General features: G+C 73.4%; 12 protein-coding genes. 8 read left to right on the top strand and 4 right to left on the bottom strand.

What is annotated here, in order from left to right:
• Positions 1-146 precede the first annotated feature (146 nt).
• Both ABTY40_RS07685 and ABTY40_RS07680 read right to left on the bottom strand, forming a co-directional pair.
• Positions 147-803 (bottom strand): MBL fold metallo-hydrolase, encoded by a 657-nt coding sequence (locus ABTY40_RS07685; protein ID WP_352058673.1) that lies wholly within the window; start codon positions 801-803, stop codon positions 147-149.
• A gap of 80 nt (positions 804-883) precedes the next feature.
• Positions 884-1,579, bottom strand: a complete 696-nt coding sequence (locus ABTY40_RS07680; RefSeq protein ID WP_352058672.1) for a maleylpyruvate isomerase family mycothiol-dependent enzyme — start codon at positions 1,577-1,579, stop codon at positions 884-886.
• 156 nt (positions 1,580-1,735) lie between these two features.
• Here ABTY40_RS07680 and uvrA point away from each other — a divergent pair, with 156 nt between their 5' ends.
• A complete protein-coding gene (gene uvrA / locus ABTY40_RS07675) occupies positions 1,736-4,750 on the top strand; it encodes an excinuclease ABC subunit UvrA (RefSeq protein ID WP_352058671.1) in 3,015 nt (1,004 codons plus the stop codon).
• A 104-nt stretch (positions 4,751-4,854) separates the two neighbouring features.
• Here uvrA and ABTY40_RS07670 read toward each other — a convergent pair whose 3' ends face one another.
• Positions 4,855-5,754 carry a carbohydrate kinase family protein gene (locus ABTY40_RS07670; protein ID WP_352058670.1) on the bottom strand — a complete coding sequence of 300 codons (900 nt, stop codon included), beginning with the start codon at positions 5,752-5,754 and terminating at the stop codon, positions 4,855-4,857.
• Positions 5,755-5,869: 115 nt separating this feature from the next.
• Between ABTY40_RS07670 and ABTY40_RS07665 the strand changes: the two genes are divergently transcribed.
• Positions 5,870-6,295, top strand: a complete 426-nt coding sequence (locus ABTY40_RS07665) for a Rieske (2Fe-2S) protein (RefSeq protein WP_345280857.1) — start codon at positions 5,870-5,872, stop codon at positions 6,293-6,295.
• 70 nt (positions 6,296-6,365) lie between these two features.
• On the opposite strand, the gene ABTY40_RS07660 is transcribed toward ABTY40_RS07665, so the two are convergent.
• On the bottom strand, positions 6,366-7,295 hold the full coding sequence (locus tag ABTY40_RS07660) for a hypothetical protein (RefSeq protein WP_352058669.1): 930 nt from the start codon (positions 7,293-7,295) through the stop codon (positions 6,366-6,368).
• A gap of 238 nt (positions 7,296-7,533) precedes the next feature.
• Between ABTY40_RS07660 and ABTY40_RS07655 the strand changes: the two genes are divergently transcribed.
• The 6 genes from ABTY40_RS07655 (at position 7,534) to whiA (ending at position 14,138) form a co-directional block, all read left to right on the top strand.
• Positions 7,534-8,175, top strand: a complete 642-nt coding sequence (locus ABTY40_RS07655; RefSeq protein WP_352058668.1) for a papain-like cysteine protease family protein — start codon at positions 7,534-7,536, stop codon at positions 8,173-8,175.
• A 5-nt stretch (positions 8,176-8,180) separates the two neighbouring features.
• On the top strand, positions 8,181-9,032 hold the full coding sequence (locus ABTY40_RS07650; RefSeq protein WP_352058667.1) for a hypothetical protein: 852 nt from the start codon (positions 8,181-8,183) through the stop codon (positions 9,030-9,032).
• A 126-nt stretch (positions 9,033-9,158) separates the two neighbouring features.
• Positions 9,159-11,153, top strand: coding sequence for an excinuclease ABC subunit UvrC (gene uvrC / locus ABTY40_RS07645; RefSeq protein WP_352058666.1), 1,995 nt, complete (start codon positions 9,159-9,161; stop codon positions 11,151-11,153).
• The gene (gene rapZ, locus ABTY40_RS07640; RefSeq protein ID WP_309051574.1) at positions 11,150-12,124 is read left to right on the top strand and encodes an RNase adapter RapZ; all 975 of its coding nucleotides are present in this window, start codon (positions 11,150-11,152) and stop codon (positions 12,122-12,124) included. Before uvrC ends, rapZ begins: the two co-directional genes overlap by 4 nt.
• Positions 12,121-13,158 carry a gluconeogenesis factor YvcK family protein gene (locus ABTY40_RS07635; RefSeq protein ID WP_309051575.1) on the top strand — a complete coding sequence of 346 codons (1,038 nt, stop codon included), beginning with the start codon at positions 12,121-12,123 and terminating at the stop codon, positions 13,156-13,158. Before rapZ ends, ABTY40_RS07635 begins: the two co-directional genes overlap by 4 nt.
• Positions 13,149-14,138, top strand: coding sequence for a DNA-binding protein WhiA (whiA, locus tag ABTY40_RS07630; protein ID WP_030205996.1), 990 nt, complete (start codon positions 13,149-13,151; stop codon positions 14,136-14,138). The genes ABTY40_RS07635 and whiA overlap by 10 nt, the downstream gene beginning before the upstream one ends.
• Positions 14,139-14,143 lie beyond the last annotated feature (5 nt).

Here is a 14,143-nt window from a genome sequence, read left to right as displayed (position 1 = left end):
CACGGGACGGCGACGGAGGGTGACTGTGGCGCATGTCGCGCCAACTACCCGCCGGGCGTCCCGGTTACGGGGGCGTGCGGAAGCGCACGGGAAACCGTGTGCGCGCCACCCTGGTCACGGCGGTGACCGCCGGGGGCCGTCCCGGCTCACCAGCCCCGCTCGCGCCACTCCGGCAGGTGCGGGCGCTCGTCACCGAGCGTGGTGTCCCTGCCGTGGCCCGGGTAGATCCAGGACTCGTCCGGCAGAACGGCGAAGAGCTTGGTCTCGACGTCGTGGAGCAGGCGCGCGAACGCCTCGGGGTCCTGCCATGTGTTGCCGACGCCGCCGGGGAAGAGGCAGTCGCCGGTGAAGACGTGGGGGTGGCCGTGCGGGTCGTCGTAGATCAGCACGATCGAACCCGGGGTGTGGCCGACGAGCCGGCGGGCGGTCAGCCCGACCCGGCCGACCCGGATCGTGTCGCCGTCCTCCACGGGCACGTCGGTCGTGACCGGGATGCCCTCCGCGTCGTACGCCCCCGCGTACGTCCGGGCGCCGGTCGCGGCCACCACCTCGGCCAGGGCCTGCCAGTGGTCGCCGTGCCGGTGCGTGGTGACGACACCGGCGATGCCGTCGTCGCCGATCAGGGTGAGGAGGGTGTGGGGCTCGTTCGCCGCGTCGATCAGGAGCTGCTCACCGGTCGCCCGGCAGCGCAGCAGGTACGCGTTGTTGTCCATCGGGCCGACCGCGACCTTGGAGATCATCAGCTCCGACAGCTCGTGCACGTCGGCGGGCCCGCCGACCTTCACCGCTCCGCTGTACGTCATGGGCTCAGCGTAATCCGGCCCCGCCCGTCATGAGGTGCGGGCCGGCCCCGCCCGCGGGCGGGACCGGCCGGGCTCCGTGTCTACAGCGGCGGCAGGGCGGGCAGCGCGCCGCCCTCGGTCTTCAGGGCCGAGCCGTCGCGCCGTCCGGCGAGCCAGCCGAGCAGATCGGCGGCGGGGCCGGACACCGTGACGGCCTGCTCGTCGGCGCCCCGAGTGCGGCCGGTCGTCCAGGTACGTCCGTCGTCGGCGCGCAGGGCGGTCGGCGGCACGCTCTCCAGGCCGGCGAAGCGGTCCGCGAGGAAGGCGATCTCCCGGTCCGTGAACTCCGCGGGAAGGTCCTCCAGCTCGTAGCCGGCGCCCAGGTCCACGTGGTGCAGGGCCACCTCCACCCAGCGGCGGAAGGGCAGCCGGGAGGCGCTGTCGGTGACCCCGTTGCGCAGCTCGACCGTACGGCTCCAGTCGGCGGGCTCGGCGGCCACGGCCTGGAAGCGGTCGGCGGTCGCGCGCAGATCGGCGAGCTGCGCGTCGAGCGGCCGCGCGGCGTCCCGCTCGATGTCGGCGTCGCGCGCCTCGGCGCTCGCGTACATGGGCAGCCCCCGCAGGACGTTCACCAGGGCGTCGGCGTTCCGGGAGAGGTGGGCGAGAACGTGGCCGCGGCTCCAGCCCGGAAGCCGTGACGGCTCGGCGACGGCCGCGTTGTCCCAGGAGGCGGCGTCGTTCAGCAGCCGCTCGGTCGCCTCGCGTACGGAGGCCAGGTCGCGCTCGTGATCGATCATGGCGCCGACCCTAGCGCCGACCACTCGTTCGGGTGAAGCGCTCGTCGACCGGCCGGGAATCGAATGTGCGTGCTATAAGCTCGCTGGAAGCATCAGGCATCCTTGGTTGTTGGGTGTTCAGGCACATCCGCTCTCTCAAGAAAGGTGCGGACCGGCGTGGCCGACCGTCTCATCGTCCGTGGCGCGCGCGAGCACAACCTCAAGAACGTCTCGCTCGACCTCCCGCGCGACTCCCTCATCGTCTTCACCGGACTCTCGGGGTCGGGCAAGTCCTCCCTCGCCTTCGACACGATCTTCGCCGAGGGGCAGCGTCGCTACGTCGAGTCCCTCTCCTCGTACGCACGGCAGTTCCTCGGCCAGATGGACAAGCCGGACGTGGACTTCATCGAGGGTCTCTCGCCCGCCGTCTCCATCGACCAGAAGTCGACCTCGCGCAACCCGCGCTCCACGGTCGGCACCATCACCGAGGTCTACGACTACCTCCGGCTCCTCTTCGCGCGCATCGGCAAGCCGCACTGTCCCGAGTGCCGCCGCCCCATCTCGCGCCAGTCGCCGCAGGCCATCGTGGACAGGGTCCTGGAGCTGCCGGAGGGCAGCCGCTTCCAGGTCCTCTCGCCGCTCGTCCGCGAGCGCAAGGGCGAGTTCGTGGACCTCTTCGCCGACCTCCAGACCAAGGGCTACAGCCGCGCCCGGGTCGACGGGGTGACCGTGCAGCTCAGCGAGCCGCCGGTGCTGAAGAAGCAGGAGAAGCACACGATCGAGGTGGTCGTCGACCGCCTCACCGTGAAGGACGGTGCCAAGCGCCGGCTCACCGACTCCGTGGAGACCGCCCTCGGCCTCTCCGGCGGCATGGTCGTGCTCGACTTCGTCGACCTCCCCGAGGACGACCCCGAGCGCGAGCGGATGTTCTCGGAGCACCTCTACTGCCCGTACGACGACCTCTCCTTCGAGGAGCTGGAGCCGCGCTCCTTCTCCTTCAACTCGCCCTTCGGCGCCTGCCCGGACTGCACCGGCATCGGCACCCGCATGGAGGTCGACCCGGAGCTGATCGTCCCCGACGAGGAGAAGTCCCTCGACGAGGGCGCCATCCACCCCTGGTCGCACGGCCACACCAAGGAGTACTTCGGCCGGCTCATCGGCGGTCTCGCCCAGGCGCTCGGCTTCCGCACGGACATCCCGTACGCGGGGCTGCCGCAGCGGGCCAAGAAGGCCCTGATGTACGGCCACAAGACGCAGGTCGAGGTCCGCTACCGCAACCGGTACGGCCGCGAGCGGGCGTACACCACCCCCGCCTTCGAGGGCGCCGTCTCCTTCGTCAAGCGGCGGCACAGCGAGGCCGAGAGCGACTCCAGCCGCGAGCGCTTCGAGGGCTACATGCGCGAGGTGCCCTGCCCCACCTGTGAGGGCACCCGCCTCAAGCCGATCGTCCTCGCGGTCACCGTCATGGACAAGTCCATCGCCGAGGTCTCCGCGATGTCCATCAGCGACTGCGCCGAGTTCCTCTCGCGCCTGACGCTGAGCGCGCGCGACAAGAAGATCGCCGAGCGCGTCCTCAAGGAGGTCAACGAGCGGCTCCGCTTCCTCGTGGACGTCGGCCTCGACTACCTCTCGCTCAACCGCGCCGCGGGCACGCTCTCCGGCGGCGAGGCCCAGCGCATCCGGCTCGCCACCCAGATCGGCTCCGGCCTGGTCGGAGTGCTGTACGTCCTGGACGAGCCGTCCATCGGCCTGCACCAGCGGGACAACCACCGGCTCATCGAGACCCTCGTCCGGCTGCGGGACATGGGCAACACGCTCATCGTGGTCGAGCACGACGAGGACACGATCAAGGTCGCCGACTGGGTCGTGGACATCGGCCCGGGCGCCGGAGAGCACGGCGGCAAGGTCGTCCACTCCGGTCCTTTGAAGGAGCTCCTCGCCAACGAGGAGTCGATGACCGGGCAGTACCTGTCCGGCCGCAGGGCGATCGCCACCCCTCAGGCCCGCCGTCCCGTCGACCCCGGCCGCATGCTCACCGTGCACGGCGCCCGGGAGAACAACCTGCGGGACATCGACGTCTCCTTCCCGCTGGGCGTCCTCACCGCCGTCACCGGTGTCTCCGGCTCCGGCAAGTCGACCCTGGTCAACGACATCCTCTACACCCACCTGGCCCGCGAGCTGAACGGCGCCAAGTCGGTGCCCGGACGCCACACCCGGGTGGACGGCGACGACCTGGTCGACAAGGTGGTGCACGTCGACCAGTCCCCGATCGGCCGCACCCCCCGGTCGAACCCGGCCACCTACACCGGTGTCTTCGACCACGTCCGCAGGCTCTTCGCGGAGACGATGGAGGCCAAGGTCCGCGGTTACCTGCCCGGCCGGTTCTCCTTCAACGTCAAGGGCGGCCGCTGCGAGAACTGCTCCGGCGACGGCACGATCAAGATCGAGATGAACTTCCTGCCGGACGTCTACGTCCCGTGCGAGGTCTGCCACGGCGCCCGGTACAACCGGGAGACCCTGGAGGTCCACTACAAGGGCAAGTCCATCGCCGAGGTCCTGGACATGCCGATCGAGCAGGCCCTCGACTTCTTCGAGGCCGTCCCGACGATCGCCCGCCACCTGCGCACGCTCAACGAGGTCGGTCTCGGGTACGTGCGGCTGGGCCAGTCGGCGCCGACGCTCTCCGGTGGTGAGGCGCAGCGCGTGAAGCTCGCCTCCGAGCTCCAGAAGCGTTCGACCGGCCGCACGGTCTACGTCCTGGACGAGCCGACCACCGGTCTGCACTTCGAGGACATCTCGAAGCTGATCAAGGTGCTGTCCGGTCTGGTCGACAAGGGCAACTCGGTGATCGTCATCGAGCACAACCTCGATGTCATCAAGACCGCCGACTGGATCATCGACATGGGCCCCGAGGGTGGCAGCGGCGGCGGCGTGGTCGTCGCCGAGGGCACCCCCGAGGAGGTCGCCTCCGTGCCCGCGAGCCACACGGGCAAGTTCCTCCGCGAGATCCTCGGCCCGGACCGGGTCAGCGACGCCACCGGGGCCGTCCCGGCGGCGCGCGGAGCGAAGAAGACGGCGGCGAAGAAGGCCCCCGCCAAGAAGACGGCCGCCCCGGCGAAGAAGGCCGCCGCGAAGACGACGGCCACGGCCAGGAAGACGGCGAAGGCCACGGGCCGGGCCGCCAAGGCCTGACCTCCGTCGCCGGACCACCACGGCCGCGGGCCCCGGACCGATCCGGGGACCGCGGCCGTGATGCACCCCGGGTCCGGTCGCCGGGAGCGCGGACCGCCGCTCCCTCAGCCCCGCAGCTCGTGCGCGTACGGCGGTTCCGCGCCGGGGCGGGTGCAGGTGACGGCCGCCGCTCTCGCCGCGTACGTCAGCAGCTCCCGCCACTCCTCCGCCGAAAGGACCTCCGGCCTGCGGTCGCCGAGACCGTGCAGCAGGGCCGCGTTCACCGTGTCCCCGGCGCCGATGGTGTCCGCGATCCGCACCGGCACCCCCGGCACCGACACCTCGAACGCCTCCGTGACCACCGACAGGCCGGCCCCGCCCCGCGTCACGACCACCGCGGCCGGCCCGCGCGCCCGCCACGCGGCGGGGGAGCCGCCCAGCCAGGCGGCGTCCTCCTCCGAGAGCTTCAGGAGCGAGACGTGACGCAGCCAGTCATCGAAACGGCGCCGGTACGCCTCCGGGTCCGGGATCAGGCCGGGCCGCACGTTCGGGTCGAGCAGCGTCAGCACCCCCCGGCCCGCCTCGCGCCGCAGCAGCGCCTCGTACGCGCTCGCCCCCGGCTCCAGGACCAAGGAGCAGGTGCCGAGGCACAGCGCCCGCGCCTCCGCCGGGAGCGGCCCGGGCAGCTCGAACAGCCGGTCCGCCGTCCCCTCCACGTAGAAGCCGTACCGGGCCGAACCGTCCGGCCCCACCGTCGCCACCGCGAGCGAGGTCGGCTCCGGTCCCCGCTGCACCAGCCCCGTCGCCACCCCGGCCTCCGCGAGGCCCCCCATCAGGACCTCGCCGAACGCGTCCGTCGACACCCGGGAACAGAAGGCCACCGGGGCGCCCAGCCGCCCCAGGGCGACGGCCGTGTTGTAGGGCCCACCGCCCGGCCGGGGGAGCAGCGGGGACAGCGCGGACACGGGCCCGGCCGCCCCGTCGGGGACCAGGTCGATCAGGGACTCACCGGCGACGACGATCACGTACCGGAACGTAACCCATGTCCGCCCGCCATGACAGGCCCGCCCGAAAGCACACGAATCCGCGCCGGTATCGTCGGTCGCGACACCTCCGTACCGCCAGCCCCGTGGAGCGCTCATGTCCGGCCAGTCCACCCGCCGCACCGTCCTGAAAGGCGCCGCGCTCGCCGGTGCCGCCGGGCTGGGAGTCGCCGCCTGCTCCACCGAGTCCAAGCTCGGCCACGCCACGGTCCCGACCCCGACCGCCCCGGTCGACCTCGGCGCCCCGGACGCCGTGCCCGTCGGCGGCGCGAAGCTCTACCGCGAGCAGCGGCTCCTGGTGAGCTGCCCGGCCAAGGGTGAGTACAAGGCGTTCAGCGCCCAGTGCACCCACGCCGGCTGCGTCCTGGACAAGATCCAGGACAACGAGGGGAACTGCCCCTGCCACGGCAGCCGCTTCGACGTCACGACCGGCAAGGCGCTCAAGGGCCCCGCCACCGTCCCGCTCCCGGAGGTCCCGGTCCGCGTCGAGAACGGCAAGCTGATCGCGGGCCCCGAGGCCTGATCCCGGCCCCCGGGCCCCACCCCTCCGCCACGCGCGCCCCCGCACACCCCGCGCGCGGCCCGTCCCGGTCTCACGCCCAGTCCCAGTCGATCCCCAGGAGCCCGGGACGCACCCCCTGCTCCGCGAGGTGCACCGTGCGGTGGGGGCCGTGCAGGGTCAGCTCGGCCCGGCCGCCCCGCGGCGCCCCCGCCGACGCCTGCGCGAACCGGCGGCACCGCACCGGAAGCGCGGCCTCGTCGAACCGGACCTGGAGCACGTACTGCCCGGCGGCGAAGGTGAACCCGCGGACGTACTCCCCGCTCGGCCCCGCCGTACCGTCGTCGAAGCCGTACGCGAACAGGTGCGTGTCCCCGGCCCGCAGCCGCGCGTCGAACAGCAGCTCCGCCACCAGCACACCTGTCTCCGCGTGCCACCGCACCCGCCCCGCGCGGCAGTTCTCCACCGCCCGCACCGCCACCCGCGACGGATCGCAGCCCGGGTCGCCGTGATGGACGGCCACGTACCGGTCCACGCCGTCCCGGTGCGCCCGCACCACCTGCTGGGTGTCCCGCCCGAGCAGTTGCCGCGCCGCCCCGATCCGTACCCGGTCGATCTGCCCGACCGTGTGCAGCCCGCCGTCCGCCGGGGACTCCAGCTCGGCGAGCAGCCGCTCGACCGTGCCGGAGGCCTCCACCAGGGAGCGGTACGAGCGGGCCGCCGGCCGCTCCACCTCGGCGCGACCGGCGGCGTCCGCCGACAGCAGCCGCAGCAGCGAGTTGCCGGGCAGCTGCAGCACCTCCTCCAGGGCCCTGACCGCCTTGAGGGACTCGGGCCGCCGGGGCCGCCGGGCCCCCTGCTGCCAGTAACTCAGCGAGGTCACGCCGACCTTGACGCCCCGGTGCGCCAGATGGTGCTGGACCCGTTGGAGCGGCAGGCCGCGCACGGCCAGCGCGGTGCGCAGGGCCAGATGGAAAGGGCCGGTGTGCAGCAGCTGCACCAGATCGGCCTCGGTGTGGCTCACGAGGGCTCCTCCGTGAACGTTCACTCCTGAGGGCGGCCCGCCGCGCCGGGGACGGCGGGCGGGCAGGTGGGGCGCGGCGCCCGTTCACAGGCGGGTCACACCGTTCACAGCCCGATGTCATCCCGCATTGAAGCGTGTTGACCGGATCCGGACAACGCCCGATGCTCCTGACCAGCGTCCGGACGCGCTCCTCCACACCCCCCACTTCATCCCCACCCCCCACCCCGGGAGGAACGCGATGCGCAGAAGAAGGCTGTCCCTCGTGGCGCCGGCCGCCGCCGCTGCGGCACTCTTCCTCGTCCCCACCGCCACCCCGGCCACCGCCGCCCCCCAGGCCGCGGTCGCCTCCGCCGCCCCCGTCACCGCCGCCGCCCCGGGCGGCGAGGACGTCTCCGCCTTCGCCGCCAAGCGGCTGAACATCACCATGCAGGCCCAGCAGAAGACCAACTGGTGCTGGGCCGCCGGCGGCAACACCATCGCCGCCTGGTTCGGCCGCTCGTACAGCCAGAACCAGTTCTGCAACGCCGCCTTCAACCGGCAGCAGGGCTACGACTGCCCCAACTGGCAGGCCACCCTCGGCAACGTCCAGACCGGACTGCGCTGGGCCGGTATCAACCCCGGCTCGTACGTCGACGGCTGGCTGCGCTACTCGACCGTGCAGAGCGAGATCAACGCCGGCCGGCCCGTCGAGACCCGCATCCAGTGGGCGAGCGGCGGCGGCCACATGCACGTCGTGTACGGCTACGACGACACCGACAGCTGGGTGTACTGGGGCGACCCCTGGCCCTCCAGCGACCGCTACAACTGGGCCTCCCACGCCTGGTACGTGAACAACGGCTCCTTCTCCTGGACCCACTCGCTCTACCGGATAGGGGCGTGAGGACGATGAAGAGAACGACGCGAACGACGACGGCCGCCACCGTGCGGGCCGGGGCCGCCGGCCTCGCGGCCGCCGCCGCGCTGATCGCCCTGGCAGCGCCGCCCGCCTCCGCCGGCGCTCCGCCGTCCGCCCCGACGCCCGAGGCGGCGGCCGCCGCGCCCGCCACCCTGGGCACCCTCGCCCGGTTCTTCGCCCGCGACGCGGCCCCGGCGGCCGCCGCGTCCGCGGCCGCCGCCGCGGCGCCCCGCATCGACGGCGCGTCCGTACCGGTGCGGATCCTCTCCCCGGACTTCGTCGCCGGACGGCCCGGGGCACCGGTGGCACGGGAGGAGTACCGGGCGAGCCGCGCCGTCGCCGCCGACGGCCGGAAGGCCGCCCTGTGGACGGTGCGGGGCGCGGACGGCTGGCAGGTGGTGAACATCGCCACCGGCGACGACGAGATCCGGTACGCCGAGCGCGGCGGGCGCCTGCTCCCCGGCGGCCTCGTCTTCCGCGAGCCGCAGATCGACGCCTGGTACGTCCAGAAGGGCACGAAGGTGCTCCCGCTGGACGAGGACGCGACCCGGGCGGTCGGCCGCGCCGGGACGAGCCTCGCCGCCTACCGGGACCGGGTGGCGCGCGCGTACGGCGACAAGCTCCCCGGCTCGGCCTACGCGCGGAAGGGCGCGGCGGGCGGCTACGCGGCCGGTGCGGCCCCGGCGGCGGACGCCCCGACCACGGCCACGGCCGCAGCGCCGGCCCGTACCGGCGGCGCCCCCCTCACCGCCGTCTCCGCGGCCGCCGGGGCCGGAGCGGTCCTCGCCCTCGCCCTGACGGCCGCGGCGGCGCTGCGGCGCCGCGCCCGCGCGGAGGGCTGAGCCGGCGGCGGCCCGCACTCCGGGCCCGGGGCCCCCACCCCCGGGCCCGGACCGTGCCCCCGGCCTGCGCCGGGGGCGCCTCCGGCGCAGGCCGGGCTGTCGGTGGCCGCCAGTAGGGTGGGGAGCATGGCAGACCCCTCCAGCTACCGCCCCAAGCCGGGTCAGATCCCCGACTCGCCGGGGGTCTACAAGTTCCGTGACGAGCACCGCCGGGTGATCTACGTCGGCAAGGCGAAGTCCCTGCGCCAGCGGCTCGCGAACTACTTCCAGCCGCTCGCGAGCCTGCACCCGCGGACGGCCACGATGGTCACCACGGCCGCCTCCGTGGAGTGGACCGTGGTCTCCACCGAGGTCGAGGCGCTGCAGCTGGAGTACTCCTGGATCAAGGAGTTCGACCCCCGGTTCAACGTGAAGTACCGGGACGACAAGTCCTACCCCTACCTCGCGGTCACGCTGAACGAGGAGTTCCCCCGCGTCCAGGTCATGCGCGGCCACAAGAAGAAGGGCGTGCGCTACTTCGGGCCCTACGCGCACGCCTGGGCCATCCGCGAGACCGTCGACCTGATGCTCCGCGTCTTCCCCGTCCGCACCTGCTCGGCCGGCGTCTTCCGCAACGCCGCCTCGGCCGGACGTCCCTGCCTCCTCGGCTACATCGGCAAGTGCTCGGCGCCCTGCGTCGGCCGTGTCTCCCCCGGGGAGCACCGCGAACTGGCCGAGGAGTTCTGCGACTTCATGGCCGGCCGCACCGGCGCGTACCTGCGCCGCCTGGAGAAGCTGATGACGGCGGCGGCCGAGGACATGGAGTACGAGAAGGCCGCGCGGCTCCGCGACGACCTGACGGCCCTGCGCCGGGCCATGGAGAAGAACGCGGTCGTCCTCGCCGACGCCACCGACGCCGACCTCGTGGCCCTCGCCGAGGACGAGCTGGAGGCCGCCGTCCAGATCTTCCACGTGCGCGGCGGCCGGGTCCGCGGCCAGCGCGGCTGGGTCACCGACAAGGTCGAGGCCGTCGACACCGCCGGGCTCGTCGAGCACGCGCTCCAGCAGCTGTACGGGGAGGAGAGCGGCGACGCGGTCCCCAAGGAGGTCCTGGTCCCCGCGCTCCCCGACGACGCCGAGGCGCTCTCCGCCTGGCTCGCCGGCCGCCGCGGTTCCGGCGTCTCGCTGCGCGTGCCGCAGCGCGGCGACAAGAAGGCCCTGATGGAGACGGTCGCGCGCAACGCGCAGCAGGCCCTCGTCCTGCACAAGACCAAGCGCGCCAGCGACCTCACCACCCGCTCGCGGGCCCTGGAGGAGATCGCCGACGCCCTGGGCCTGGACACCGCCCCGCTGCGGATCGAGTGCTTCGACGTCTCCCACCTCCAGGGCGAGGACGTGGTGGCGTCCATGGTCGTCTTCGAGGACGGCCTGCCCCGCAAGAGCGAGTACCGCCGCTTCCAGATCAAGAGCTTCGAGGGCCAGGACGACGTCCGGTCCATGTACGAGGTGATCGGCCGCCGCTTCAAGCGCTACCTCGCCGAGAAGGAGAAGACCGGCGAGTGGGACCTCCCGGCCGACGGGGAGGTCCCGGCCGCGCCCGAGGGCCGGGAGGACGACGGCCGCCCGAAGCGCTTCGCGTACCCGCCGCAGCTCGTCGTGGTCGACGGCGGGCAGCCGCAGGTCGCCGCCGCCCGGCGGGCCCTGGACGAGCTCGGCGTCGACGACGTGGCCGTCTGCGGCCTCGCCAAGCGCCTGGAGGAGGTGTGGCTCCCCGGTGAGGACGACCCCGTGGTGCTGCCCCGCGCCAGCGAGGGCCTCTACCTCCTGCAGCGCGTGCGTGACACTGCTCACGACTTCGCCATCCGCTACCAGCGGTCCAAGCGGACCAAACGCATCCGGACCAGCCCCCTCGACGACGTCCCCGGCCTCGGCGCCACCCGGAAGCAGGCCCTGATCAAGCATTTCGGCTCGGTGAAGCGGCTCCGGCAGGCGACAATCGAGCAGATCTGCGCGGTCCCCGGCATGGGCAGGAAGACCGCGGAGGCGGTCGTCGTGGCCCTCGCCCAGGCGGCCCCGGCCGCACCCGCCGTGAACACGGCGACAGGAGAGATCATGGAAGACGACGGGGGCACCACCGCATGACCGAGCACGACGAGCAGCACCCCACGCACGGCGGGCACGACCGAGAAGACGGAGCAGGACACGTGAGTACGGGCACGAAGGAGACCCCCGGCGACAACGGCGCCGAGGCGGCCATCCCCGAGCTGGTCATCATCTCCGGCATGTCCGGGGCCGGCCGGTCCACCGCGGCCAAGTGCCTGGAGGACCTCGGCTGGTTCGTCGTGGACAACCTGCCGCCCGCGCTGATCCCCACCATGGTGGAGCTCGGCGCCCGCTCCCAGGGCAACGTCGCCCGCATCGCCGTCGTCGTCGACGTGCGCGGCCGGCAGTTCTTCGACAACCTCCGCGAGTCCCTCGCCGACCTGGACGCCAAGCAGGTCACCCGCCGGATCGTCTTCCTGGAGTCCTCCGACGAGGCCCTCGTCCGGCGCTTCGAGTCCGTCCGCAGGCCCCACCCCCTCCAGGGCGACGGCCGCATCACCGACGGCATCGCCGCCGAGCGCGACCTGCTGCGCGAGCTGCGCGGCGACGCCGACCTGGTGATCGACACCTCCAGCCTCAACGTCCACGAGCTGCGCGCCAAGATGGACGCCCAGTTCGCCGGCGACGAGGAGCCCGAGCTGCGGGCCACCGTCATGTCCTTCGGCTTCAAGTACGGCCTGCCGGTCGACGCCGACCTCGTGGTCGACATGCGCTTCCTGCCCAACCCCCACTGGGTTCCCGAGCTGAGGCCCTTCACCGGCCTCAACGAGGAGGTCGCGAACTACGTCTACAACCAGCCCGGCGCCAAGGAGTTCCTGGACCGCTACACCGAGCTGCTCCAGCTGATCGCCGCCGGCTACCGCCGTGAGGGCAAGCGGTACGTGACCGTCGCCGTCGGCTGCACGGGCGGCAAGCACCGTTCCGTGGCCACCGCCGAGCGCCTCGCCGCCCGCCTCGCCGCCGAAGGGGTCGAGACCGTCGTCGTGCACCGGGACATGGGGCGCGAGTGAAGCCGTACCGTCGGCGCACGTCCACCCTCACGGTGCGGCGTACGCTCCGCAGGCGCGGGGCCCAGCCCAAGGTCGTCGCGCTGGGCGGCGGCATGGGCCTGTCGGCCTCCCTCGCCGCGCTGCGCCGGATCACCGGCGACCTCACCGCCGTCGTCACCGTCGCCGACGACGGCGGCTCGAGCGGCCGGCTCCGCCAGGAGCTGGGCGTCCTGCCCCCGGGCGACCTGCGCAAGGCGCTCGCCGCGCTCTGCGGCGACGACGACTGGGGCCAGACCTGGGCCCGGGTCATCCAGCACCGTTTCCGCTCCAAGGGCGAGATGGGCGGCCACGCCGTCGGCAACCTCCTGATCGTCGCCCTCTGGGAACAGCTCGGCGGCGACCCCGTGCAGGCCCTCGACCTGGTGGGGCGCCTGCTCGGCGCCCAGGGCCGGGTGCTGCCCATGTCCGCGGTCCCCCTGGAGCTCCAGGCCCTGGTGCGGGGCCACGACCCGGCCCGCCCGGACGACGTCGACGTGGTCCGGGGCCAGGCGACGGTGGCGCTCACCCCCGGTGAGGTGCAGTCCGTGCACCTGGTGCCGCACGACCCGCCCGCCGTGCCCGAGGCCGTCGCCGCCGTCCTGGACGCCGACTGGGTGGTCCTCGGTCCCGGCTCCTGGTTCTCCTCCGTGATCCCGCACCTCCTGGTGCCGGAACTGCTCGACGCGCTGGTCGAGACGAAGGCCCGGAAGGTGCTCTCCCTCAACCTGGCGCCGCAGCCCGGAGAAACCGAGGGCTTCTCCCCGCAGCGTCATTTGGAGGTTTTGGGACGACACGCCCCTAAACTCGCCCTGGACGTGGTGCTGGCCGACGAGGCCGCCGTGCCCGACGTGTCAGCAAGGGAACCCCTCGTCGACGCCGCCAAGCGGCTCGGCGCCGCGGTCGAGCTGGCACCGGTGGCCAGGGCCGACGGTGCTCCGAAGCACGACCCGGAGCGGTTGGCCGCCGCGTACGACCGTATTTTTCGGATGCATGGAAGGATCGGCCCATGGCGATGACGGCAGCGGTGAAGGACGAGATCTCCCGGCTCCCCGTCACCCGGACCTGCTGCAGGAAGGCAGAGGTCTCGTCGATCCTGCGGTTCGCCGGCGGGCTGCACCTGGTGAGCGGACGCATCGTGATCGAGGCGGAGCTGGACACGGCCATGGCCGCCCGCCGGCTCAAGCGGGACATCATGGAGATCTTCGGGCACAGCTCGGAGCTGATCGTGATGGCCCCCGGCGGACTGCGCCGGGGCTCCCGCTTCGTCGTACGGGTGGTGGCGGGCGGCGACCAGCTGGCCCGCCAGACCGGCCTGGTCGACGGCCGCGGCCGCCCCATCCGAGGCCTGCCCCCGCAGGTCGTCTCCGGGGCCACCTGTGACGCCGAGGCCGCCTGGCGCGGAGCCTTCCTGGCCCACGGCTCGCTCACCGAGCCCGGCCGGTCCTCCTCCCTGGAGGTCACCTGCCCCGGCCCGGAGGCCGCCCTCGCCCTGGTCGGCGCGGCCCGCCGGCTCTCCATCGCCGCCAAGGCCCGTGAGGTACGGGGCGTGGACCGGGTCGTCGTCCGCGACGGCGACGCCATCGGCGCCCTGCTGACCCGCCTCGGCGCCCACGAGTCGGTGCTCGCCTGGGAGGAGCGGCGGATGCGGCGCGAGGTCCGCGCCACCGCCAACCGGCTGGCCAACTTCGACGACGCCAACCTGCGCCGCTCGGCCCGCGCCGCGGTCGCCGCCGGGGCCCGGGTGCAGCGCGCCCTGGAGATCCTCGGCGAGGAGGTGCCCGAGCACCTCGCCGCCGCCGGCCGGCTCCGCATGGAGCACAAGCAGGCCTCCCTGGAGGAGCTGGGCGCACTCGCCGACCCGCCGCTGACCAAGGACGCCGTCGCCGGCCGCATCCGCCGGCTGCTCGCCATGGCCGACAAGCGGGCCCAGGACCTCGGCATCCCCGGGACCGAGTCCAACCTCACCGAGGAGCTGGACGACAGCCTCGTCGGCTGACCGTA

The organism is Streptomyces sp. NPDC126503 (genome assembly GCF_040302405.1).
Lineage (GTDB): Bacteria > Actinomycetota > Actinomycetes > Streptomycetales > Streptomycetaceae > Streptomyces > Streptomyces gulbargensis.
Note: the sequence above shows the minus strand (reverse complement) of the source record. Positions and strands in the feature narration are given on the sequence as shown.

What these genes read in the sequence shown, in the direction of transcription:
- ABTY40_RS07665 (WP_345280857.1), top strand. Translation starts at nt 5,870, where the DNA reads ATGTCCGGCCAGTCCACCCGCCGCACCGTCCTGAAAGGCGCCGCGCTC.
- whiA (WP_030205996.1), top strand. Translation starts at nt 13,149, where the DNA reads ATGGCGATGACGGCAGCGGTGAAGGACGAGATCTCCCGGCTCCCCGTC.
- ABTY40_RS07655 (WP_352058668.1), top strand. Translation starts at nt 7,534, where the DNA reads ATGCGCAGAAGAAGGCTGTCCCTCGTGGCGCCGGCCGCCGCCGCTGCG.
- ABTY40_RS07680 (WP_352058672.1), bottom strand. Translation starts at nt 1,579, where the DNA reads ATGATCGATCACGAGCGCGACCTGGCCTCCGTACGCGAGGCGACCGAG.
- ABTY40_RS07650 (WP_352058667.1), top strand. Translation starts at nt 8,181, where the DNA reads ATGAAGAGAACGACGCGAACGACGACGGCCGCCACCGTGCGGGCCGGG.
- rapZ (WP_309051574.1), top strand. Translation starts at nt 11,150, where the DNA reads ATGACCGAGCACGACGAGCAGCACCCCACGCACGGCGGGCACGACCGA.
- uvrC (WP_352058666.1), top strand. Translation starts at nt 9,159, where the DNA reads ATGGCAGACCCCTCCAGCTACCGCCCCAAGCCGGGTCAGATCCCCGAC.
- ABTY40_RS07685 (WP_352058673.1), bottom strand. Translation starts at nt 803, where the DNA reads ATGACGTACAGCGGAGCGGTGAAGGTCGGCGGGCCCGCCGACGTGCAC.